The 22464-nt window shown below is 62.4% G+C and carries 23 protein-coding genes and 1 pseudogene; 17 read left to right on the top strand and 7 right to left on the bottom strand.

The features are described 5' to 3' along the window. Positions 1-32: 32 nt before the first annotated feature. The 11 genes from B0G80_RS41765 (at position 33) to B0G80_RS41815 (ending at position 14587) form a co-directional block, all read left to right on the top strand. Positions 33-1289 carry an efflux RND transporter periplasmic adaptor subunit gene (locus B0G80_RS41765; RefSeq protein ID WP_106277213.1) on the top strand — a complete coding sequence of 419 codons (1257 nt, stop codon included), beginning with the start codon at positions 33-35 and terminating at the stop codon, positions 1287-1289. A 56-nt stretch (positions 1290-1345) separates the two neighbouring features. Then, on the top strand, positions 1346-4531 hold the full coding sequence (locus tag B0G80_RS41770; protein ID WP_106277215.1) for an efflux RND transporter permease subunit: 3186 nt from the start codon (positions 1346-1348) through the stop codon (positions 4529-4531). Between the two features lie 13 nt (positions 4532-4544). After that, positions 4545-6137 carry an efflux transporter outer membrane subunit gene (locus B0G80_RS41775; protein WP_116123349.1) on the top strand — a complete coding sequence of 531 codons (1593 nt, stop codon included), beginning with the start codon at positions 4545-4547 and terminating at the stop codon, positions 6135-6137. Between the two features lie 182 nt (positions 6138-6319). Next, on the top strand, positions 6320-6787 hold the full coding sequence (locus B0G80_RS41780) for a helix-turn-helix domain-containing protein (protein WP_116123350.1): 468 nt from the start codon (positions 6320-6322) through the stop codon (positions 6785-6787). Continuing rightward, positions 6787-7389, top strand: a complete 603-nt coding sequence (locus tag B0G80_RS41785; RefSeq protein WP_116123351.1) for a PIN domain-containing protein — start codon at positions 6787-6789, stop codon at positions 7387-7389. Before B0G80_RS41780 ends, B0G80_RS41785 begins: the two co-directional genes overlap by 1 nt. Positions 7390-7732: 343 nt before the next feature. Then, complete coding sequence (locus B0G80_RS41790; protein ID WP_106277221.1) at positions 7733-8572, top strand: MetQ/NlpA family ABC transporter substrate-binding protein; 840 nt, start codon at positions 7733-7735, stop codon at positions 8570-8572. Between the two features lie 43 nt (positions 8573-8615). Then, positions 8616-10010: an LLM class flavin-dependent oxidoreductase gene (locus B0G80_RS41795; protein WP_116123352.1), complete on the top strand. Its 1395-nt coding sequence runs from the start codon at positions 8616-8618 to the stop codon at positions 10008-10010. Between the two features lie 15 nt (positions 10011-10025). Further along, positions 10026-11186 (top strand): methionine ABC transporter ATP-binding protein, encoded by a 1161-nt coding sequence (locus tag B0G80_RS41800; RefSeq protein WP_116123353.1) that lies wholly within the window; start codon positions 10026-10028, stop codon positions 11184-11186. After that, positions 11179-11835: a methionine ABC transporter permease gene (locus tag B0G80_RS41805; RefSeq protein WP_116123354.1), complete on the top strand. Its 657-nt coding sequence runs from the start codon at positions 11179-11181 to the stop codon at positions 11833-11835. The genes B0G80_RS41800 and B0G80_RS41805 overlap by 8 nt, the downstream gene beginning before the upstream one ends. 160 nt (positions 11836-11995) lie before the next feature. Continuing rightward, the gene (locus tag B0G80_RS41810) at positions 11996-13198 is read left to right on the top strand and encodes an acyl-CoA dehydrogenase family protein (RefSeq protein ID WP_116123355.1); all 1203 of its coding nucleotides are present in this window, start codon (positions 11996-11998) and stop codon (positions 13196-13198) included. Between the two features lie 60 nt (positions 13199-13258). Continuing rightward, positions 13259-14587 carry an Nramp family divalent metal transporter gene (locus tag B0G80_RS41815; RefSeq protein ID WP_106277230.1) on the top strand — a complete coding sequence of 443 codons (1329 nt, stop codon included), beginning with the start codon at positions 13259-13261 and terminating at the stop codon, positions 14585-14587. Between the two features lie 145 nt (positions 14588-14732). On the opposite strand, the gene flhC is transcribed toward B0G80_RS41815, so the two are convergent. From flhC to B0G80_RS41850, 7 genes and pseudogenes are all read right to left on the bottom strand, one after another. Further along, positions 14733-15302, bottom strand: a complete 570-nt coding sequence (gene flhC / locus B0G80_RS41820; protein ID WP_106277232.1) for a flagellar transcriptional regulator FlhC — start codon at positions 15300-15302, stop codon at positions 14733-14735. Positions 15303-15316: 14 nt separating this feature from the next. After that, a complete protein-coding gene (gene flhD, locus B0G80_RS41825) occupies positions 15317-15637 on the bottom strand; it encodes a flagellar transcriptional regulator FlhD (RefSeq protein ID WP_007177882.1) in 321 nt (106 codons plus the stop codon). Between the two features lie 661 nt (positions 15638-16298). Next, positions 16299-16686: pseudogene (locus B0G80_RS41830) on the bottom strand (YeeE/YedE family protein); the annotation flags it as partial. 176 nt (positions 16687-16862) lie between these two features. After that, on the bottom strand, positions 16863-17399 hold the full coding sequence (locus tag B0G80_RS41835) for a GNAT family N-acetyltransferase (RefSeq protein WP_116123356.1): 537 nt from the start codon (positions 17397-17399) through the stop codon (positions 16863-16865). Between the two features lie 72 nt (positions 17400-17471). Beyond that, complete coding sequence (locus B0G80_RS41840) at positions 17472-18374, bottom strand: helix-turn-helix domain-containing protein (RefSeq protein ID WP_116123357.1); 903 nt, start codon at positions 18372-18374, stop codon at positions 17472-17474. 133 nt (positions 18375-18507) lie between these two features. Beyond that, positions 18508-18810, bottom strand: coding sequence for an addiction module antidote protein (locus tag B0G80_RS41845; protein ID WP_116123358.1), 303 nt, complete (start codon positions 18808-18810; stop codon positions 18508-18510). After that, positions 18807-19208, bottom strand: coding sequence for a type II toxin-antitoxin system RelE/ParE family toxin (locus B0G80_RS41850; protein ID WP_408969281.1), 402 nt, complete (start codon positions 19206-19208; stop codon positions 18807-18809). The genes B0G80_RS41845 and B0G80_RS41850 overlap by 4 nt, the downstream gene beginning before the upstream one ends. Before the next feature lie 245 nt (positions 19209-19453). Here B0G80_RS41850 and B0G80_RS41855 point away from each other — a divergent pair, with 245 nt between their 5' ends. The 6 genes from B0G80_RS41855 (at position 19454) to B0G80_RS41880 (ending at position 22377) form a co-directional block, all read left to right on the top strand. After that, positions 19454-19822 carry a nuclear transport factor 2 family protein gene (locus tag B0G80_RS41855; protein ID WP_116123359.1) on the top strand — a complete coding sequence of 123 codons (369 nt, stop codon included), beginning with the start codon at positions 19454-19456 and terminating at the stop codon, positions 19820-19822. A 25-nt stretch (positions 19823-19847) separates the two neighbouring features. Further along, complete coding sequence (locus tag B0G80_RS47585; RefSeq protein ID WP_258879188.1) at positions 19848-20375, top strand: hypothetical protein; 528 nt, start codon at positions 19848-19850, stop codon at positions 20373-20375. Then, entirely contained in the window at positions 20369-20833 is a 465-nt protein-coding gene (locus tag B0G80_RS41865) for an RbsD/FucU family protein (RefSeq protein ID WP_116123360.1), read from the top strand. The genes B0G80_RS47585 and B0G80_RS41865 overlap by 7 nt, the downstream gene beginning before the upstream one ends. Positions 20834-20988: 155 nt before the next feature. Then, positions 20989-21396 (top strand): VOC family protein, encoded by a 408-nt coding sequence (locus B0G80_RS41870; protein ID WP_106277696.1) that lies wholly within the window; start codon positions 20989-20991, stop codon positions 21394-21396. Positions 21397-21608: 212 nt separating this feature from the next. Then, complete coding sequence (locus tag B0G80_RS41875) at positions 21609-22040, top strand: DoxX family protein (RefSeq protein WP_106277245.1); 432 nt, start codon at positions 21609-21611, stop codon at positions 22038-22040. A gap of 64 nt (positions 22041-22104) precedes the next feature. Next, on the top strand, positions 22105-22377 hold the full coding sequence (locus B0G80_RS41880; protein ID WP_106277247.1) for a hypothetical protein: 273 nt from the start codon (positions 22105-22107) through the stop codon (positions 22375-22377). Positions 22378-22464 lie beyond the last annotated feature (87 nt).

Raw genomic sequence — 22464 nt, forward strand, 5'->3', positions numbered from 1 at the left:
AGAACTTTAATCAACGATCTCGGGAGCTTCACATGACTATCCTTCCTCTTTCCCGTCGCCGCGTGGCGATTGCCGCACTTGCTGTCATCGTCGTGGCCGGGCTGGGCACGTTCGGCGCGATCCGCGTGGACGCGAGCTCGCCCGCCGCGCCAACCATCGTGCCGGAAGTCGATGTGGCCACGGTGGTGCAAAAAACGATCACCGATTGGCAGAGCTACTCGGGCCGTCTCGAAGCCGTCGAGAAAGTGGACGTGCGTTCGCAAGTGCCGGGCACCATCGTGTCCGTCAACTTCAAGGACGGCGCGCTCGTGAAGAAGGGCGACACGCTGTTCGTGATCGACCCGCGTCCGTATGCGGCCGAACTGGATCGCGCGGAAGCGCAACTGGCCGCCGCGCAGGCGCGCACGGGCTACACGCAAAGCGACTGGGAACGCGCGCAACGCCTGATCACCGACAACGCGATCGCCAAGCGTGACTACGACGAGAAGCAGAACGCCGCGCGTGAGGCGAGCGCCAACCTGAAGGCCGCGCAGGCCGCCGTCGAAACCGCCCGCATCAATCTCGGCTACACCAGGATTGTCGCGCCGGTGTCGGGCCGTGTGTCGCGTGCGGAAATCACGGTGGGCAACGTGATCTCGGCCGGCGCGAGCGCTGCGCCGCTGACCACGCTGGTGTCGGTGTCGCCGATCTACGCATCGTTCGACGCGGACGAACAAACCTATCTGCAATACCTGAGCCGGGCGAAAGACGGCAGCAAGGTGCCGGTGGAACTCGGTCTCGCGGACGAAAGCGGCTACTCGCGCAGCGGCGTGATCGAATCGGTGGACAACCGCCTCGACACGTCGTCGGGCACGATCCGCGTGCGCGCCCGTTTCGATAACCAGGACGGTGCGTTGATTCCCGGTTTGTATGCGCGCGTGAAAGTCGGCGGCAGCGAGCCGCATCCGGCGCTGTTGATCGACGATGCGGCAGTCGGCACCGACCAGGACAAGAAATTCGTGCTGGTGGTCGATCAAGGCAATCATGTCGTGTATCGCACGATCGACGTGGGCGGCATGCAGGGCAATCTGCGCGTGGTAAAGGGCGGTCTGAAGGCGACTGACCGCATTGTCGTGAACGGCATCCAGCGTGTGCGTCCCGGTGATGCAGTGCGCGCGCACATGGTGCCGATGACAACGGATGGCGATCCGAACAGCGCGCCGCTTGCGGAAAAGCAGACGCCCGCCCAAGCGCAATCGCAGTCGCAGGCCCAAACGCAAACGCGCACCAAAGCGGACAAGAATTCGTGAGCCTCGCGCGCCATGGCCTGACTGCGCGGCGCACGCTCCAACGTTAAGAGCTTCCCATGAACATATCCAAATTCTTCATCGATCGGCCGATCTTTGCTGGCGTGTTGTCGGTATTGATCCTGCTGGGCGGCATCATTGCGCTCTTCAAGCTGCCGATTTCGGAGTACCCGGAAGTGGTGCCGCCGTCGGTGGTGGTCCACGCGCAATATCCGGGCGCGAACCCGAAGGTGATCGCCGAAGCGGTCGCGGCGCCGCTCGAAGAGCAGATCAACGGCGTCGAGAACATGCTGTACATGCAGTCGCAAGCAAATAGCGACGGCAATCTCACGCTTACGGTGACCTTCAAGCTCGGCACCAATCCCGACCTCGCGACGCAACTCGTGCAGAACCGCGTGAATCAGGCGCTGCCGCGTTTGCCGGAAGACGTGCAGCGCCTCGGCATCACGACGATCAAAAGCTCGCCCACGCTGACCATGGTGGTGCACTTGATCTCGCCGAACAATCGCTACGACATGACGTATCTGCGCAACTACGCGCTGTTGAACGTCAAGGACCGGCTCGCGCGGATCCAGGGCGTCGGCGAAGTGCAGTTGTGGGGTTCGGGCGACTACGCGATGCGCGTCTGGCTCGACCCGCAGAAAGTGTCGCAACGCGGCTTGACGGCGACCGAGGTGGTCAACGCGATCCGTGAGCAGAACATTCAGGTGGCGGCCGGTGTGATCGGCGCATCGCCTTCGGTGCCGGGCACGCAATTGCAGTTGTCGGTGAACGCGCGTGGCCGTCTCAAGACTGAGGGCGAATTCGGCGACATCATCGTCAAGACCACGCCGGACGGTGGCGTGACCTACCTGAAAGATATTGCGCGGATCGAACTCGCGGCCTCGGAATACGGCCTGCGTTCGCTGCTCGATAACAAGCCGGCGGTGGCGCTCGCCATCAACCAGGCACCGGGCGCGAACTCGCTCGCGATTTCCGATCAGGTGCGCTCCGCGATGAAGGAACTCGCGGAAGACATGCCGGCGGGCGTCGAATACAAGATCGTCTACGACCCGACGCAGTTCGTGCGCTCGAGTATCGAGGCGGTCGTGCATACGCTGCTCGAAGCGATCGCGCTGGTGGTCATCGTGGTGATCGTGTTCCTGCAGACGTGGCGCGCTTCGATCATTCCGTTGATCGCGGTGCCGGTGTCGATTGTCGGGACGTTCTCGTTGCTGCTCGCGTTCGGCTTCTCGATCAACGCGTTGTCATTGTTCGGCATGGTGCTCGCCATCGGGATCGTGGTGGACGATGCGATCGTGGTGGTGGAGAACGTCGAGCGGAACATTGAAAACGGGCTCAGTGCGCGTGATGCCACGTATAAGGCGATGCAGGAAGTGAGCGGGCCGATTATCGCGATTGCCCTGACGCTCGTCGCCGTGTTCGTGCCGCTCGCGTTCATGACCGGTTTGACGGGGCAGTTCTACAAGCAGTTTGCGATGACCATCGCGATTTCGACGGTGATCTCGGCGTTCAACTCGCTGACCTTGTCGCCGGCGCTGTCCGCGATGCTCTTGCGCAGCCACGGCGCGAAGGAAGACTTCCTGACGCGCGTGATGAATCGCCTGCTGGGCGGTTTCTTCAAGCGTTTCAACAAGGTCTTTCATCGCGGTTCGACGGCGTATGGCCGCGGTGTGACCGGCGTGCTGCGTCGTAAGGGCGCGATGCTGGCGGTCTACGCGATCCTGCTGGGCGCGACCGTGCTGATCTCGCGCGTGGTGCCGGGCGGCTTCGTGCCGGCGCAGGACAAGGAGTACCTGATTGCCTTCGCGCAATTGCCGAACGGCGCGTCGCTGGATCGCACGGAAAAAGTGATTCGCGACATGAGTTCGATCGCGCTGAAGCAGCCGGGCGTGGAGAGCGCGGTGGCGTTCCCGGGTCTGTCGGTGAATGGCTTCACGAATAGCTCCAGCGCGGGCATCGTGTTCGTCACGCTCAAGCCTTTCAAGGATCGTGGCAGCAAGAAGCTCTCGGCCGGGGCGATTGCCGGTGCGCTGAATCAGCAATACGGTGCGATCAAGGATTCGTTCGTCGCGGTGTTCCCGCCGCCACCCGTGCTCGGTCTCGGCACGCTCGGCGGCTTCAAGATGCAGCTGGAGGATCACGGCGCGCTCGGTTACGCGGAGTTGAACAAGGCCGCGGAAGCATTCGTGAAGAAGGCCGCGCAGACACCTGAACTCGGCCCGACCTTCTCGAGCTATCAGATCAACGTGCCGCAACTGAATGTGGACCTGGATCGCGTGAAGGCCAAGCAGCTCGGCGTGCCGGTCACGGACGTGTTCAACACGATGCAGATCTATCTGGGCTCGCTGTATGTGAACGACTTCAACCGCTTTGGCCGCGTGTATCAGGTGCGGGTGCAGGCGGACGCACCGTTCCGTCAGCGTGCCGACGACATCCTGCAACTGAAGACGCGCAATGCCGCGGGCGACATGGTGCCGTTGTCGTCGCTGGTGACGGTGACGCCGACCTTCGGTCCGGAAATGGTGGTGCGTTACAACGGCTACACGGCTGCCGACATCAACGGAGGACCGGCGCCGGGCTTCTCGTCGGGTCAGGCACAAGCCGCGGCCGAACGCGTGGCGGCGGAAGTCTTGCCGCATGGTGTGAAGCTCGAGTGGACCGACCTGACGTATCAGCAGATTCTGGCTGGCAATGCGGGCTTGTGGGTGTTCCCGATCAGCGTGCTGCTCGTGTTCCTCGTGCTCGCCGCACTGTATGAAAGCCTGACGCTGCCGCTCGCGGTGATCCTGATCGTGCCGATGAGCGTGCTGTCCGCGCTGACCGGCGTGTGGCTCACGGGCGGCGACAACAACATCTTCACGCAGATCGGTTTGATGGTGCTGGTGGGCTTGTCGGCGAAGAACGCGATTCTGATCGTCGAGTTCGCTCGCGAACTGGAGCATGACGGGCATACGCCGCTGTCGGCAGCAATCGAGGCGAGCCGCCTGCGTCTGCGGCCGATTCTGATGACGTCGATCGCATTCATCATGGGCGTGGTGCCGCTGGTGCTGTCGAGCGGAGCCGGTTCGGAGATGCGTCATGCGATGGGTATCGCGGTGTTCTTCGGCATGCTTGGTGTCACGCTGTTCGGTCTGATGCTGACCCCTGTGTTTTATGTGGTGCTGCGCACGCTGGCGGGCGGAACGATTCACGTCGCGCAGAAAGATTCGCCGCACTATGGCGCGCCGGTGACGGACGCTTGAGGAGAAAACAATAATGAAACGCTATGAATCTTTGAGCGGGTGGGGCCGGGCGGCTGCCAGCGGTTTGCTGGTCGCGTTGCTCGCCGCCTGTTCCCTGGAGCCGACTTATAAGCGGCCTGAAGTGGATGCGCCGGCTGCGTTCAAGGAAGCGCCCGCGGCGTCGGCTGCTGCCGCGCCCTCGGGGGCGTCGGGTGTATCGGCGCAGGACAACGGCACCTGGAAACAGGCCCAGCCCGCCGACGACGCGCATCGCGGCGAATGGTGGACGATATTCGGCGACCCGCAACTCAATGCACTCGAAGAGCAGGCGTCCGCCGCGAATCAGGACCTGAAGGCGGCCGCGGCGCGCGTGCAGCAGGCGCGTGCGGTCACGCAAGCAGCGAAGTCGGACTGGTTCCCGAAGCTCGATGCGGGCTTCGGCCCGACGCGCCAGCGTGCTTCGGCGGCGTCGCAATTTCAGCCGGACAGCGCGGGCGGCACCAACGCCACGATCTGGCGCGCGCAAACCACCGCATCGTACGAAGCGGATCTGTTTGGGCGGGTCGGCTCGAACGTGAACGCGTCGCGTTCGGACGAGCAGCAAAGCGAAGCGCTGTTCCGTTCGGTGCAACTGTCCTTGCAGGCAGACGTCGCGCAGAACTACTTCCAGTTGCGCGAGCTCGATACGGATCAGGACCTGTACCGTCGTACCGTGGCGCTGCGTGAGGACACGCTGAAGCTGGTCGAACGGCGCTTCAAGGAAGGCGATATCGGCGAGCTGGATGTATCGCGGGCCCGCAACGAACTGGCGAGCGCGCGTGCGGATGCCGTGGGCGTGGCGCGTCAGCGCGCGGCATCGGAACATAGCCTCGCGATTCTGCTCGGCAAGCCGCCGGCGGATTTCTCGTTCGCGGAAGCGCCGCTGGCTCCGGTGACGGTGCGTGTGCCGCCGGGCTTGCCTTCGGATTTGCTGGAACGCCGGCCGGATATTTCGGCTGCGGAGCGCGCGATGCAGGCGGCGAATGCGCGTGTCGGCCTCGCGAAGTCGGCGTTCTTCCCGAAACTCGACATCACCGGCGCAGCCGGTTTCGAATCGGCGACGCTCGGCGACCTGTTCAAGTGGTCGAGCCGCGCGTTCATTCTCGGACCGATTGCCGGCACGGCGCTGACGCTGCCTCTGTTCGACGGCGGCCGCCGCAAGGCGAATCTCGCGCAAGCCCGTTCGAAGTACGACGAGGACGTGGCGCAGTATCGTCAGCAGGTGCTGGTGGCGTTCCGTGAAGTGGAGGACAACCTGTCCGACTTGCGTTTGCTCGACGATCAGATGCGCGAGCAGAACGACGCGGTTCAGGCCTCGCAACGGGCGGCGCATCTGTCGCGCACGCAGTACACGGAGGGTGCGGTCAGCTACCTGGACGTGATCGACGGCGAGCGGCAGGTGCTGACTTCGCAACTGCAGGCGAGCCATCTGTCGGGCACGCAGGCGGTGGCGACCGTCAATCTGATTCGCGCGTTGGGCGGTGGCTGGGGTGATGTGAAGGCGGCGGACACGGCGGTGGGTGCGGTTGCGCCGGCATCCGCTCCGGTGGCGGCCGCCGCTGCCGTGCAACAGGTGGCGAAGCAATAAATCGTTGAATTACTGAAGAGTGGGAGACGTCGGGTCGCGCGAAAGCGCGGCCCGGCGTTTTTCGTTAACCGAATCCATATAGAAAACGGTGCGATGTGACCGCGTTGCAAATATTTCACATGTTGCGTTTATTGCGTTTGTGGCGAGGATTGACTTATACTCGAAGGTAATTGGAGTCGAACATGACAACCGCCACACCCGATCGCATCATCCTGTCGGACGACGACGCAACCGTGCTGTCCGCCGCAAGCCGCCTCATGGGCGCGGCGCTCGATCATTCGCGCGCGCACAGTGTTGCATTGGTGGAGGAGGGCGCCGACGGAGATCTCGCCCGTATCGAGGTGCCACCCGCCACGCTGCGGGTGCTCTCGCGCGTGCTGGCCATGATGGCCAGTGAGCAGGTGTTCGTTCTCTATCCTGCCGACACCGAATTGACCACCAAGCAAGCGGCGGATTTGCTCGGCGTATCGCGGCCGTTTCTGATCGCTCGCCTTGAAGCCGGCGAACTGCCTTTCCGCAAGGTCGGGCGGCATCGCCGCATGTTGATGGACGACGTGATGCGCTACAAGGAAACCATGCGTGCAACACGTAAGAGCAGCTTGGACGAGATCGTGGCCGACAGCGAATCGATAGGCGGATACGATCTGTAATGCTGTCGGTCGATCGCTTTACCGTCGTGCTGGATGCGTGTTCGCTGTTTCCCATGGTGGTGCGCGACGTATTGCTGACTTTCGCCGATCACGAGTTTTATGCACCGAAGTGGTCGGCGCGCATTCACGAAGAATGGACCCGCAATCTCGCCGCCCGTTTCGCTGACAAAAGCGCGGCTAACGACGCTGCGCCCAAGATCGCTGCGATTCGCAACGCCATGGACCGCACGTTTCCCGACGCGCTGGTCACGCAGGTACTTCCGGATTCCGTTGAAATCTTCGACGTCGACGAAAAAGACCGGCATGTCGTCATGACGGCGGTGGCGGCTCGCGCGGATGCGATCGTCACCTTCAACCTGAAGGATTTTGCAGCAGAACAACTGGAGTCCAGCCTGCGTATCGAGGTAAAGCATCCTGACGTTTTTATCCTCGATCTGATCGACCTGAATGAGAAGCGCGCATTGGCTGCGTTCAGGGACTTGCGAGCACGTAAGCGTCGACCACCGTGGACCGTGGACGAATTGCTGGACCGGCTCATACGCGCCGGTCTGGTTCAAACCAGCGCGTGGTTGTCGAACGCGGACGTGCTGCCGCTGCTGTAACTTCGGATCTGGCCACAACGCGTGGTTGCGCACAAATCATTTTTCCCGCTTTCCATACAAAAATCCCTTCGTAGACCACCGCTTTGCCGCCCACTATGATGAGTCGCACCTCATCTGGAGAGAGGCGATGACCTGTCCGACCTTCCGCTGTCCGCGCTGACCCGTTTGCCCGTCTTGTCGCTGCCACGCGCGGTTTAAGCCGCACGTAGTGGACTTTCCGTCGCCCGACCTATCCGGCAAGCCTGGATGGCCTCTCAAAGTTCATCCCTTTGTAGACGCCTCACAGCATGCCGCTGGATCGGCTCGCCTCGACTCAAACCACGTCCGAAATCACGAGTTCACCATGCGCATTTTTCTGTCAAACGTGCAGCGCTTTTTCCACACGCCCGCCGTCTCGCTCATCAGCGCGTTCGGTCTCGCACTCGCTTTGCAGGCCACGCCCGCTTCAGCGGCCGATTCGCCCACGCTGAAAATCGGCACCGCAACCAGTCCGCAAATCGAAGCGCTCAAAATCGCCGCGCGCGAAGCGAAAGAGCAGGGCCTCGACGTGAAGATCATCGAGTTCACCGACTGGAACACGCCGAACGCGGCGCTCGCCAACAAGGACATCGACGTCAACTATTTCCAGCACATTCCGTTTCTCGAGAATGCGAAGAAGCAGGGCGGCTATGACTTCGTCGCAATCGCGCCGGGCACGATCATGAAGATCGGCCTGTACTCGAAGAAGATCAAGCGCTTCGACGAATTGAAAGACGGCGCCACGGTCGCGATCGCCAACGACCCGGTCAACGGCGGACGCGGCCTGCTGTTGCTGCAGCGTGCCGGTCTCATCAAGCTGAAGCCGGGCATCGACTATCGCGCGACGACGCTCGACATTACCGACAACCCGAAGCATCTGAAGATCGTGCAGCTGGAAGCATCGCAACTGGCGCGTTCGCTCGACGACGTCGATCTCGCACAGGGTTACCCGAGTTTCATCAAGCTGGCCGGCACGACCGATCCGAATAGCGCGCTGCTGTTCGACGGCCTGGAAAACAAGAACTACGCGATTCAATGGGTTGTGCGTCCGGAAAGCGCCAACGATCCGCGTATCCGCAAGTTCATCTCGATCTATCAGCATTCGCCGGCCGTGCGCGCCGCGCTCGACAAAGCCTTCGGCAATCTCTACGCCGTCGCGTGGTAAGCCGCGCGGTCAGCCGAAACTGGAAAGCCCAAGGAGCCGCACGATGGCGAAGAAAAAGATCCTGCTGAACGCGTTCAACATGAATGCGGTCGGCCACATCAATCACGGGTTGTGGACGCATCCGCGCGACCGCTCGGCGCATTACACCGACCTCGACTATTGGACGAGCCTTGCGCAAACGCTGGAGCGCGGCAAATTCGACGGGATTTTTCTCGCGGATATCGTCGGTGTGTACGACGTGTATCAGGGCGGTCCGGAAACGCCGTTGCGCGAGTCGGTGCAGATTCCGATCAACGATCCGTCGCTGATCGTGCCCGCGATGGCGCACGTGACCCAACACATCGGCTTCGGCGTCACGTCGAATCTGACTTACGAGCCGCCGTATCTGTTCGCGCGCCGCATGTCGACGCTCGACCATCTGACCAAGGGCCGGGTGGGCTGGAACATCGTGACGGGCTATCTGGACAGCGCGGCGCGCGGCATGGGACTCGCGCAGCAGATCAGCCACGACGACCGCTACGACCGCGCCGACGATTACATGGACGTGGTCTACAAGCTGTGGGAACAGAGTTGGGAAGACGACGCCGTGGTGCGCGACCGCGCGGCGCGCATCTTCTCGCATCCGGACAAGGTGCATCGCGTGAAGCACGACGGTCCGTACTATTCGATCGACGCGATTCATCTGAGCGAGCCGTCACCGCAGCGCACGCCGGTGTTGTATCAGGCGGGATCGTCGAGCCGTGGCGTCGATTTCGCGGCACGTCACGCTGAATGCGTGTTCGTCGGCGGCCAGAACAAGCAACTGACGCGCTCGATTGTCGACGACATCCGTGCGCGTGCGGTGAGCTTCGGCCGTGCACCGGGCGACATCAAGATATTCGCGGGCATCACCGTTGTAGTCGGCGAAACCGAACGGGCCGCGCAGGAGAAATTCGAGGAATACCGCCGTTATGCGAGCGCCGAAGGCGGCATCGCGCATTTCTCCAGTTCGACCGGCATCGACTTCTCGCAATACGAGCTGGACGAACCGATCTCCTACGTGAAGACCGAGTCGATGCAATCGGCCGTCGAGGCGATCTCGAAGAAGAGCGTGAGCGGAGTCTGGACCAAACGTAAAGTGCTCGAACAGATGACGCTCGGCGGCCGCGCGAAGCCGGTGGTCGGCTCGCCGCAGCAGATCGCGGACGAACTGGTGTCGTGGATCGAGGAAGCGGGCGTCGATGGCTTCAATCTGACACGCACGGTGATGCCGGAATCGTTCGAAGACTTTGTAAATCTGGTGGTGCCGGAATTGCAGAATCGCGGTGTCTATAAGGAAGATTACGATCCCGCACCGACGCTGCGCGAGAAACTGTTCGGCGCAGGGCGTGCCCGGCTGCCGGACGTACATGCGGGCGCGCAGCATCGTCGGCGCGTGCAAGCCGCCGCCGAAGCGTAGGAGAGGAGCGAAACCATGGCCAATCTTTTCGACGTGCCGCAATTCATCGAAGACGCGCCGTCTCTCACCGTCAATCCTGATTCGCATGCAACAGCGACGCAACCCGCCGTGATATTCGACAACGTCGGTAAGGTATTCGCCGACGCTCGCGGCGTGTCCACCGCGGCGCTCGCCAGCGTCACGTTGAATGTGGCGCGGGGCGAAGTGTTCGGCATTATCGGCCGCAGCGGAGCCGGCAAGTCGACGCTGTTGCGCCTCGTCAACGGCCTGGAAAAACCGAGTTCAGGCGCGGTGCGCGTGAATGGCGTGAGCGTCGGCGAACTCGACGAACGCGGACTCGTGGCGTTGCGCCGGCGCATCGGCATGGTGTTTCAGCACTTCAATCTGCTTTCGGCGAAGACGGTGCGAGAGAACATTGCATTGCCACTGAAAATCGCCGGCGTGCCGAAAGCGGCGATCGACAAAAAAGTCGATGCGCTGCTGGAATTAGTGGGTCTGTCCGCCAAACGCGACGCGTATCCGGCGAGCTTGTCCGGCGGCCAGAAACAGCGCGTCGGCATTGCGCGCGCGTTGGTCACCGACCCGGACATTCTGCTTTGCGACGAGGCCACCTCCGCACTGGATCCCGAAACGACGCAAGCCATCCTCGCGCTGCTGCGCGATATCAATCAGCGCCTGAACCTGACCATCGTATTGATCACGCACGAAATGCAGGTGATTCGCGAGGTCTGCGATACGGTTGCGGTGATCGAGCGCGGCGAGGTGGTGGAGACCGGTCCGGTGTGGCGCGTGTTCGGCGATCCGCAACATGATGCAACGCGCGCGTTGTTGCGCACACTGGTGCATGACTTGCCGATCGACCTTGCGCAACGGATCAAGCCGCTGCGCGACATCGCGCAAGTGGACGCGCAGATTCTGCTGGACGTGCGTTTCACTGGCGTCGATGCGCGGGAGCCTGATCTTGGTGGCCTTGCGTCGGCGTTGAGCATCGATGGCGGGCGCGTGAGTTTCGTGCATGGCGGCATCGACAGGATTCAGGGGCATGCGCAAGGGCGCCTCGTGGTGTCAGCGCAAGTGTGTGCGGACGAACGCACCACGGTGCAAAAACAGATTGCGGCGCTGCTCGACAGCGCACGCCGCTATGCCAATCATGTCGAGGTATTGGGCTATGTCTGAGTTGTGGCTTTCCGAACTCGCCGATGCGATTCGCGACACCATCGTCATGGTCGGCGTGTCCGCATTCGTCGCGGCGCTAGTCGGCATTCCGCTGGCGCTGGTACTGGTCACGACGACACGCGGCGGCATCTTCGAGAAACGCGCGGTGAACAGCACGCTCGGCGCGCTCGTCAACGCGTTTCGCTCCACGCCTTTCATCATTCTGCTGGTCGCGTTGCTGCCGCTCACGCGTTTGTTGATCGGCACGACGATCGGCGTATGGGCCGCGATCGTGCCGCTTAGTATCGCGGCGATTCCATTTTTTGCGCGCGTGGCCGAAGTGAGCCTGCGTGAAGTGGACCGCGGTTTGATCGAAGCCGCGCAGGCCATGGGCGCGCAACGCCGCCACATCATCTGGCATGTGCTTCTGCCCGAGGCGCTGCCGGGCATTCTCGGCGGCTTCACGATTACCGTGGTGGCGATGATCGGTTCATCGGCGATGGCGGGCGCGGTCGGCGCCGGCGGCCTCGGCGATCTGGCCATCCGCTACGGCTATCAGCGTTTCGATACGACTGTGATGGTGACGGTGATCGTGCTGCTGATTGCGATCGTCACGGCGGTGCAGTTCGTCGGCGACCGGTTCGTGCGGCGGCTCGCGCAGCGGGTGTAATCGGTTTTTACCATGCGCGCGGCGGCTATTTGCATGACGAATAGGCGCTCACATTTGCGGTGCTCGCGTCGCGGCCTATCATACTGACTACAGTATCAAGCTTAGTCATAGGCGCGCCGTCCGCCGCCGCTCGCCGAACAGATCTTCAAATGGAAATTGCATGAACGATCCTCGTCATGCCGATGCGTTGCAGACGCGTCAGGCATTCGCTGCGCCCAAGGTGCACGATCTCACGGGTTTGCTCGACGCTTTGCGTGCGACGGCCGCCCAGCGCGATATCGACGGCGGCCACGCCGCGCGGGAAAAACAATGGATCGCGGACGCGGGGCTGCTCACGCTCGCGGTGCCGCGCGAATTCGGCGGCCTCGGTGCGCGCTGGCCCGACATCTACGAGACGATCCGCAAGATCGCGCAAGTGGACAGCGCGCTCGGGCATTTGCTGGGCTTCACCTGCCTGCAGGTGGTCAGCGTCAATGTATGGGGCAATCCGGAACAACGCGCCCGCTATCTGAGCGACACGGTCGAAGGACGATGGTGGTGGGGCAACGCCGTCAATCCGCTCGATACGCGACTCGTTGCAAGCGCAACCGATGACGGCGGCTACCTGCTCGACGGCCAGAAGGGCTTTTGCTCCGGCACCCGCGGCTCGCAGATGATGACGGTCTCCGCGCACGATCCGCTCACCGGCAAACCGGTGTTCGGCGTAGTGCCGACGACGCGCGAAGGCATCACCGTTCATGAGGACTGGAACCCGATCGGTCAACGTCAGACCGACAGCGGCAGCGTGTCCTTCACGCGGGTCAAGGTCGAGCCCGATGAAGTGATGGTGCGGCCCGACACGCCGCATGCGAGTTTGCGCACGCTGATTTCGCAACAGCTACTGACCAATCTGTTCGTCGGCATTGCCCAAGGCGCGCTCGACGAAGCGCGCGCTTACGTCACGCAGAACGGCAAGCCGTGGATCTATTCCGGCGTCGACAAGGCCACCGACGATCCCTACCTGATCCAGCGCTTCGGCGAAATGCGCCTGCAGGCGGTAAGCGCCGAAGCGCTGGCGACGCGTGCGGCCTGGTTGCTGGAAGACGCGTGGCAACAAGGTCCGGCGCTTTCCGCGGAAACACGCGCGCAGGTTGCGCTCGCCACGTCGGAGGCGAAGATTGTCGCGCACCGCGCCGCGCTCGACGTCAGCGAAAAACTGTTCGACGCGTGTGGCGCCCGCGCGACGCACGCGCCGCTCGCGCTCGACCGTTTCTGGCGCAACGCCCGCGTGCATACGCTGCATGATCCGCTCGACTATCGCGTACGCGACGTCGGCCGATACGCACTCACCGGCGCGTTGCCGGAAGTTTCTTTGTACACTTGAGGCGGTTCGCGGCGGCCGGCACGAGGCGCCGCGTTTTATCCCCTTCAAGAGACTCCCGGATTGCAGTTCAAACTACCGACTACCGCAACGGCGCCGTTTTGCCCATCCGAAGTGCAAGGCTCCGTGGCCGTCTCGCCGGGCGCGCCGTTCTGGAAGAAGATCCTGCAATTCGCAGGCCCTGGCCTGCTGATCTCGATCGGCTATATGGACCCAGGCAACTGGGCCACCGACATCGAAGCCGGATCGCGCTATGGCTACAGCCTGCTGTTCGTCGTCATGCTGTCGAGTCTCGCGGCGATGGCGCTGCAATGCCTGAGCATGCGCCTGGGCATCGCGACCGGCCGCGATCTCGCGGCGTTGTCGAGAGATCGTTATTCGCCGGCTGTGGCGCGCTTTCAGTGGCTGCTCGCGGAATTGTCGATCGTGGCGTGCGATCTGGCCGAAGTGCTGGGCGGCGCGCTCGCCTTCCATCTGCTATTCAAATGCTCGCTGACCACCGGCGTCCTGCTCACCGCGTTCGATACGTTGATCGTGCTCGGCCTGAAGGGCAAGAACTTCCGCGACCTTGAAGCGATCATGCTCGGCCTGATCGCGACCATTGGCGTGGGATACATCATCGAGCTCGCGCTGGTGCGGCCGCATTGGCCGTCGGTCGCACAAGGGCTGATTCCGTCGTGGCAGGCTTTGAGTTCGCGCGAACCCATGTATCTGGCGATCGGCATTCTCGGCGCGACGGTGATGCCGCATAACCTCTATCTGCATTCGTCGATCGTGCAGACGCGCGCGGTGAAGCGTGATCCCGCCAGCATCCGCTCGGCGATCGGCATGTCGCGCATCGACACGATCGTCTCGCTGGTGTTGGCGCTGCTGATCAATATGGCGATCCTGATTCTTGCCGCCGCGGCGTTCCATGCCACCGGCCACAATCAGGTCACCGAAATAGAAGACGCGTACAAGTTGCTCGCGCCGATCGTCGGCACCGGTTTCGCGGCAGTGTTGTTCGCGGTGACCCTGCTCGCTTCGGGACAAAGCTCGACCTTCACTGGCACCGTGGCGGGGCAGGTCATCATGGAAGGCTTCCTGAAGCTGAAGATTCCGTGCTGGCAGCGGCGCTTCATTACGCGAGCACTGGCACTGATCCCCGCGCTGATCGGCGTGCAGATGATGGGCAACGGTGCGGTCGGCAAGCTGCTGGTCGCAAGCCAGGTGGTGCTGAGCCTTCAACTGCCGTTCGCGCTTTATCCGCTGATCCGCATGACCAGCGACCGTTCGTTGATGGGCGAGTTCGCTAACACGCTGCTGACGCGTTTCGTTGCGTGGACGCTGTTCGTGGTGATCAGCGCGGCGAACCTGTGGCTGGTGGTGCAGACGGTGGGATTGGCCGGCTGATCGGTTTTTCGCCGTGCGCGTTGTGCAGGCGACGGCGCGCATGGGACGAAAAAAAAGTCCGCTCACAGGCGGACTTTCTAATCAAGGCTTCGGTTCGAATCGGGCTGGACCTGCCCTCATCGAGTCAGCGGCGCTCCGCTTTCGCTCACGCTGCTTGCGCGATCTGTGCCGCTTCAAGCGCTTCCTGGCGGGCAGCGGCGGCTTTCTTCGTCTTGCCGGCACGCGACGGCGGCTGGCACGCGCCACACACCACGTTGTGCTGCAGATCGTGTTTGTGCGCTACAAACTTGCCGGTGCAACGGCAGCACTTGGTCAATTGCAGGATTTCGGCGTCGAAGAAACGCACCAGCGTCCATGCACGCGTCAAGTCCAGCACGGGTTCGGTTTCGCTATGCTGGCAATGTTCCAGATACAGCCGATACCCTTTGGTCAGCGCGTCCAGATGCGAGCAGCGCGCTTCGTTCTTCAGAAACAGGTAGGTGTTGTAGAACAGCGACGCGTGGATGTTCGCGAGCCACGTCATATACCAGTCCGCCGAAAACGGCAGCATGCCTTTGGGTGGCGATACGCCCTTGACCTCGCGATACAAGCGGATCATGCGGTCGCGTGAGAGCGTCAATTCACTCTCGAGCACTTGCATGCGTGCGCCCAGTTCGATCAGTGCAATGGCGCGGAATACTTCCTGTGCGTCTTCCGTCAGGCTACGCTTGAGCATCGCAGTCACCTCGATTAAGCGAACTGTTCAGCCGGCTGGCCTGCAAGCAGGATCGCCGCGTGAGTCGGTGCCACTGCAGTGTGCTTCGTCGTTTGCGTCAACGCCGACAACATCGAGTGGTCGTTGAAGCGGAAGAAGCACAAAAGCTGATCGGAAGCGGCCAGCTTGACGATCTGCGCGAGCGACAGCCCGGCAAGCAAATCAGCCAGTTCCGACGACAGTCCCAGCCGGAACATGCCGACCGGTTTGTCCTCACGCAACATACGTTGCGCGAGCATGATGTAAGACAAGTTAATCTCGCGGATTGAATCCAGCGTCTCGCTGCTACGGTCCATTTCTGTTTATTCCGAAGCCCCGAATTACTATGTCGGCATTTTTTGCCGTTATGTCTTTTGTGCCTCACCGGAAACGCTGTCCTCCGGCTACGGGTCACCACCTGATACAGATGGCGACCTTTTGATACATCGCGTTACATTTCGTAACAGCTTGGGACGAATTGTATGAAGGGTAAAACAAGAAATCAATCCCTTCTCAAAAAAATATCTCAAAAAGATACATCAAATTTCGGTAACTCTTTCACGGTCCTGTAATAGACGATGCCGCGTGGATTTTCCGCTATGGAAGAGCTTTGTCTGATCCATGGAAACCCTTGTATTGCGGGCGTTTGGCGTGTTCGTCTGAGGAAACGGAGTGCGTGAGCGGTAAATCGGTAATTCCCGCTCGACGCAGAAAGGAAATAGAAAGCGAGCGCAATAGAGAGTAATAAATACCTGTATTGAGCGCTGCATTGGGGACGCAACAGAGATGTAACAGGTTGGTGCGGCCCCCGTTACAAACAAGGCCGCATTTGTAACGTCCTACGTAACATCTAGCAACCGGTGGATCGAACGCGTTCGACTTCGAGGCCGAAGGCCGGCCGCAGACGCGTGCCCAGCACGTTCCCGGCGAAAGCGGCTACCAGCCAAAGCCAGCCGTGCAAGCTGCCTGACATGATGGCGATGCCCAATATGAAGGCGCCGACCAGTACTGACGTGCCCGCCGGCGCGACGAGTCCGACGACCGGATGGCCTAACAGCGTGCCGGCTTGCAGCGCAGGGAAGAACAGCAACACGCCGAGCGCGAGTCTCAGCATCTGGGCGCGCAGGCCGGCGCCGCGGCCGTCGGCAATAAAAACCCGCGACGCCGACGTGAAGCCAAACGCCGCGTGATACAGCGACATGCCGAGCAGCGCGCCGACAAGATAGAGCGCCGCCTGGCGGCCGCTGACGGTCTGCGCCAGATACACGGTGCCGAGTGCGATCAGAACGAGCGCGACGCCGAGCGGTTTCGGGTCGGTGTCGAAACGGCGCGACACGCGCGGAAGCGAAGTGGAGAGGTCGGACATGTGCGAGTTGACTGACAAGCGATGGGTCGAGGGTAGCTGCGGGACGGCCGGAGCACCGTTTTCGGGGCGGGTGCGGCGACAAGGCAGTCAAAAAAAGCACGGATCGCGTGCCGGGGCAGGGCGGTTGAACGAGGGTAACGGGTAACGGGGTGCGACGTCTGACGCGCCAGTATCTATTAGATAAACAGCGCCATTAGATCCGCGTCATGAAGCACGCCGCCGACATTCAGCGCGCCCACCTCGCAGCCAAATTTGCGAAAGCCGAGCGACTCATACAGTTTTCGCGCTGCCTCATTACGGCTGCCGACGTGCAACTGGATTTGCCGCAAACCCTCCACGCGCCTGGCGCGCGCCAGCAATTCGTTGAGCAGCGCGCGCCCGACGCCGCGGCCCGTCGCTTCCGGCGCGACATACATGCCGATCAGGGCGGCTTTGTGCCGCTGCTTGTCGCCTGGATTGCGGATCAGGCCGACCACGCCGATCAACGGTGTTCCGGCCGATGCGTAAGCGCCGAGCAAAAAATCACCTTCGGCCGCATGCGAGCCCTTCAGCATCGCGTCGTGTTGTGACGGACCTTTGGCGAGCGCTTCCTCGTAACTCTGGCCGAACGAATCCGGATGCGCCCTCAGTCCACGCAGGCGAAGCTGGAAATAGTCGTCGCGGTCGTCGGAACCGAGTTGGCGTACGAGTACGGCGTTGTCGTTCAAGTGCATCTCTCCGCGTCGATCTCGCGAGTGAATGGATAGGGCTTAACGCTGCAGTGTGCCTCGTCTTCTACTGTCAGGCTACGGTTGGCGGGCCGCCTCGGCGCGCAGGCTCTCCCCGAATTCGCGCAGTGCGGCCGCAGTTTGCTGATCGGCTGGAAAGAACGCTTCGATGGCGAGTTCCGAGAGCGTGACGTCGACCGGTGTGCCGAACACCGTGGTCGTGCTGAAAAACGACAGCACGCCGATCGGCGTGCGCAGCCGCAGCGGGACCGCAATCTGGTTGAGGGCCGCATTGTCGTGCTCGGGCGCTTGCGCGTCCGGCGGCGCCGGATAGGCGGTCAGTTCGTCGCGCAGCGCGCTCAGCGTGCTGTCACCGCTCACCTCGATTTGCCGCTGCAACCGCGCCAGAATGTGCTCGCGCCAGGCGTGCCAATTGACGATCGATGCAGCGATGCCCTCCGGATGCAAGCTCAGGCGCAGCGCATTGACCGGCGGCTTCAGCAATTCCGGGCTGGCGCCGGTCAGTAGAGGCGCGAGCGCGTTGTTCGCGGCAATGATGGTCCAGTGCCGGTCGATGGCGAGCGCCGGGTAGGGTTCGTGTCCCTTCAGCACCAACTCGACGGCCTCGCGCGCGGCGGCCAACTGCGGATCCGATAGCGGACGCTCGCGGAACAGCGGCGCATAACCGGCGGCGACCAGCAGCGCATTGCGCGCGCGTAGCGGTACGTCGAGCCGTTCGGCAAGATGCATGACCATTTCCCGGCTCGGCACCGCGCGACCCGATTCGACGAAGCTCAAGTGCCGGGTCGAAATATCGGCTTCAGCTGCGAGCAGCAATTGGCTCATTCTTCGCCGCTGGCGCCATTCACGCAGCAGATCGCCGACCGTGCGGCTGGCAGCCGATGCAGGCGACGGGACGGTTTGCGCAAGAGAGAGTGTGTTCATGCCACCGATGATAGCCAAACCGCGCTCGCCATCCATTACCTGAGAGGTAATGGAAAACCCCGGAAACCACCCGCCGACGCCCTACGAACGTCCGGAAACGCGCCTGCCAGCGCAGCCAGTCCAACGCGCTGACCGACCCCGCGAACACGGTTGAAACGCTAAGCGCGACTCAGGCCGCCGCCACGCCTTCCGGCACCACATTGAGTTTGACGCCGAGCGCGCGCAGCAGCTTGAGCACCGTGTCGATACGCGGTTTGGATCCGGGCGCGAGTGTTTTGTAGAGGCTTTCGCGCCCGAGTCCGGCGTCTGCCGCAACCTTGGCCATACCGCGCGCTTTAGCGATGTCGGCGATGGCGGCAAGCAGCACGTCGGCGTCGCCGTCTTCAAGTGCCGCGTTGAGATACTCGGCAATCGCTTCTTCGCTATCGAGGTAGTCCGACGCGTCGAATCGCGCGGTTTTGATTTTGCTCATGACAGTTCCTTTCTGATTGCTGACCACATTGTTTTGGCATGCTTGATATCGGCCGGCTGGGTGGACTTGGTGCCGCCACAGAGAAGCAGATACACCATGCGCCCTTCACGCGCGAAATAGACCCGATAGCCCGGCCCGCAGTCGATGCGCATCTCGGATACACCGCCTTCGAGCAATTTCACGTCGCCGAAATGCCCGCGTTCCGCACGCCGGATTCGCACGAGTATCTTTGCCCTCGCACGTAAATCCGCGAGCTGTGCAAGCCATGCGTCGAATTCCTCGGTGCGGTTAACCTCGTACACAGGTGGTGAACCGATCTGCTGAGCATTGTATCCTTGTGGATACGGTCTTGCAAGTGTGAAAACCATATTGAAAAAGGCCCCCGTGTTCGTGTTCATCGAATACATCACATGCCGCGCGTCTGTTCCGCGCGGCCCCATTCGCTACACGAGGTTAGCGGCTGCCGCCCGGGCTGACGACTCGGCCGGATGGCCAATCCGATGGACAACGAAGCGCGCGCGAATGCTTACCTCCCACGTAATCGACGCAGCGCGCCCGAGCCGTCAATCTTCACTCCGAGCCCGCCGCCTACAACGTGTCTGCCGAGCGTAGTGCTCAGTCCTGCCAATCAAGGAGTCTGGAGATGAACGCGCATACCGATCTGATCGACCGTTATTTCGACGCATGGAACGAAACCGATGGCACGCGCCGTCGCGAGTTGATCGCCGCGACATGGAGCACCGATGCCGACTATCGCGACCCGCTGCTGTCGGGCACCGGCCACGACGGCATCGACGCGATGATCCGCGCGGTGCAGGAGCGCTTTCCGCATCACACGTTTCGCCGCACGGGCCAGATCGACGGCTTTGCCGACCGGCTGCGTTTCTCGTGGGAACTGGCCACGCCCGCGGGCGACGCGATTGTGAAGGGATCCGACTTCGGCGTGGTTGATCCGCATGGACGCCTGCAGGCCGTCACCGGCTTCCTCGACCAGGTGCCTGACGGCGTCTGACCACCACTTTGTTACGGAGACGATCATGCACGAGCCCGCTGCCGCCACGGCTCCCCAATCGGCCATCACGTTAGCGCGCCTGTCGGGCGCCCTCGACTCGCTGTCCAGCGTGGTTGCCGGTTTCGCGCTGCTCGCCGGAGCGCGCGTGTTCATGTTCATCGCGCTGCTGGGCTGGCGCGAACCGGTGTTGGGCGGCGCGGGTCTCGTGCTGCTGGCGGTGGTCGGCTGGCTGCGCTGGCAGTGCGGTGGCGCCGCGACTCTGCCGGCCATACAGCGCGTTCGGCCTACCGTCCGCTCTGGCAAGGCGAGGTGCAGCCGCCACGCGCCACCTTCGAACAATGCCCACGACGTTGCTTGCTACAATCGTCCGCTGGAATGCGATGCGTCGCGCGGACACGCTTTTGCCGAGCGGGGCGCCTGCTGCTTCGGCCCGACTCGAATGCGCTGTGAACCGCCCGTTTCGCGCGACCGGCTCGCTCCGCGCGACCCGATAACCCACGTCCAAACCTCGGCGGTCAGCCGCCGACCGGACTACAAGGAGACACCGTGCTGAAGAATCTGGACCCGCTGCTGAACGCCGACATCCTGCATGCGCTGCGCGCGATGGGCCATGGCGACGAACTCGTCATCTGCGACGCCAATTTCCCCGGCGACTCGGTGGCGCGCGAAAGCGTGCTGGGCAAGGTGCTGCGCCTCGATGGCGTGAGCGCGCCACGCGCGATTCGCGCGGTGCTGTCGGTGATGCCGCTGGACACGTTCATCGAGCATCCCGCGTCGCGCATGGAAGTGGTGGGCGAGCCGCACACGATTCCGGCCGTGCAGCGCGAGGCGCAGGCTGAGATCAACGCGGCGGAAGGGCGCGACGTGCCGTTCGCGTCGATCGAACGGTTTGCGTTTTATGAACGCGCGCGTAAAGCGTACTGCGTGATCGCGACCGGTGAAGAGCGCGGCTATGGTTGCTTCGTCTTCACGAAGGGCGTTCTGCTCGCGCCCGACGCGCCTCAGTCGTAACCTTCGCCAACTCCACTGCGACGCAAAGCCATGAGCGCGACGCCCCGGCCGCCGCACGCGAATTTCGCGCACGTGCTAATTTTTCATCTGGCCGCTGGCGGCGGGTCGAACTGATCCGTCACGGCGCATCGCCCTACATCACGGTGACGGAAACCATGAGCTTCTCGATAGACACTCTCGATCATCTCGTTCTGAACGTTGCCGATGTGGAAGTGAGCGCGGCGTGGTACGCACGTATGCTCGGCATGCGGCGCACCGAGTTCGAGTCGCGTACCGGCACGCGGGTGGCAATGTTCTACGGCAATCAGAAGATCAATCTGCGTCCCGTGACCGCCGACACCGTCGCGTGGTTCACTAGCCGCGAGCCGGTGCCCGGCAGCGCGGACCTTTGCTTCATCACGACCACGAGCCCGGCCGAGGTCAAGGCGCATTGGCTTGCGCAAGGCGTCGAAATCGAAGCCGGTCCGGTGGAGCGCGACGGCGCGCGCGGCAAGATGACCTCGGTGTATTGCCGCGATCCGGACGGCAATCTGATCGAAGTCGCAACCTATCCTCAAGCATAAATACGGCGGTGATTCCGCCGTCGGCACTTGTCGTGGCCGCCACCGGGCGGGCCGCACGGACGCTTTTTCCATTCCCGGCATGCCGCGGGTTGTGTGCTGCTCATCCTTGTCCGTGCTAGGAAAAGGCGGGCAAACTCCCTATTGTCCGGTGCAAAGTGGGGAACTGCGGGCTGCTGGCCGGGTCTGCTGCTTATTCATTACTGGAGTCCCTCATGTCGCGTCCCGTCGATTCCGGCGTTATCCTCATCGCTCGTATTGCGCTTGCTGTGCTGTTCCTGTGGGGCGGTGTGATGAAACTGCTGGGCTATGCGGGCTTTGTCGGCTACCTGCATTCGAAGGGCGTGCCGTTCGTGCAGATCGCCGCGCCTATCGCAACGGCGGTCGAGGCGCTCGGCGGTCTGTTGCTGATCCTCGGCTTCAAGGTGCGCCCGCTCGCGCTGATCATGGCGGTGTACACGGTGGCGACGGCGGTACTGGGCCACGATTTCTGGAATGTCACCGACGCCGCCTTGCAACGTGACATGGTCATTCATTTCTGGAAGAACATCGGCATTGCCGGCGGCTTCCTGCTGCTGTTCGTGACGGGCGCGGGACGTCTCAGCATCGACGGTGCGCGAGCGCCGCGCGGCGGACTCGGCCTTTGACGCGGCAGCTAAGGTAGTCTGTGCGGATCGCTTTCGATTTCGGCTGTAACCAAGGGAGCAAATAATGATTCAGAGTTTTGAGCAAACCATCGGCGGCAAGGTCACGCAATTGTGCGCGAGTCTTGGTGAAGGGCCTACGCCGCATCGGGTGATTATCAGCCTGGCTGATTCGGCGAAGACGCTGGTGGTTCTGGACGCGTCCGGGTTCATCAGCACGATCAAGGCCGAGATCGAGGAGCCGGAGAAACTGATCGCCGACGCTATCGCCAAAGCGCAGAACGAAGGGCTGATCGAGCGCGCCATCGACACCGGCACGATTCAGGAAGCGTCGCTGTAGGCCGGAACGCGGCGTCGCGAACTAGCCAGCAGGCGTCGAACCGCCGGTAACGACCCCCGCCATGCGCGAGCATCGCGGGGGTCGTTT

This window comes from Paraburkholderia sp. BL6669N2, from assembly GCF_003387275.1.
In the GTDB taxonomy this organism is placed as follows: Bacteria; Pseudomonadota; Gammaproteobacteria; order Burkholderiales; family Burkholderiaceae; genus Paraburkholderia.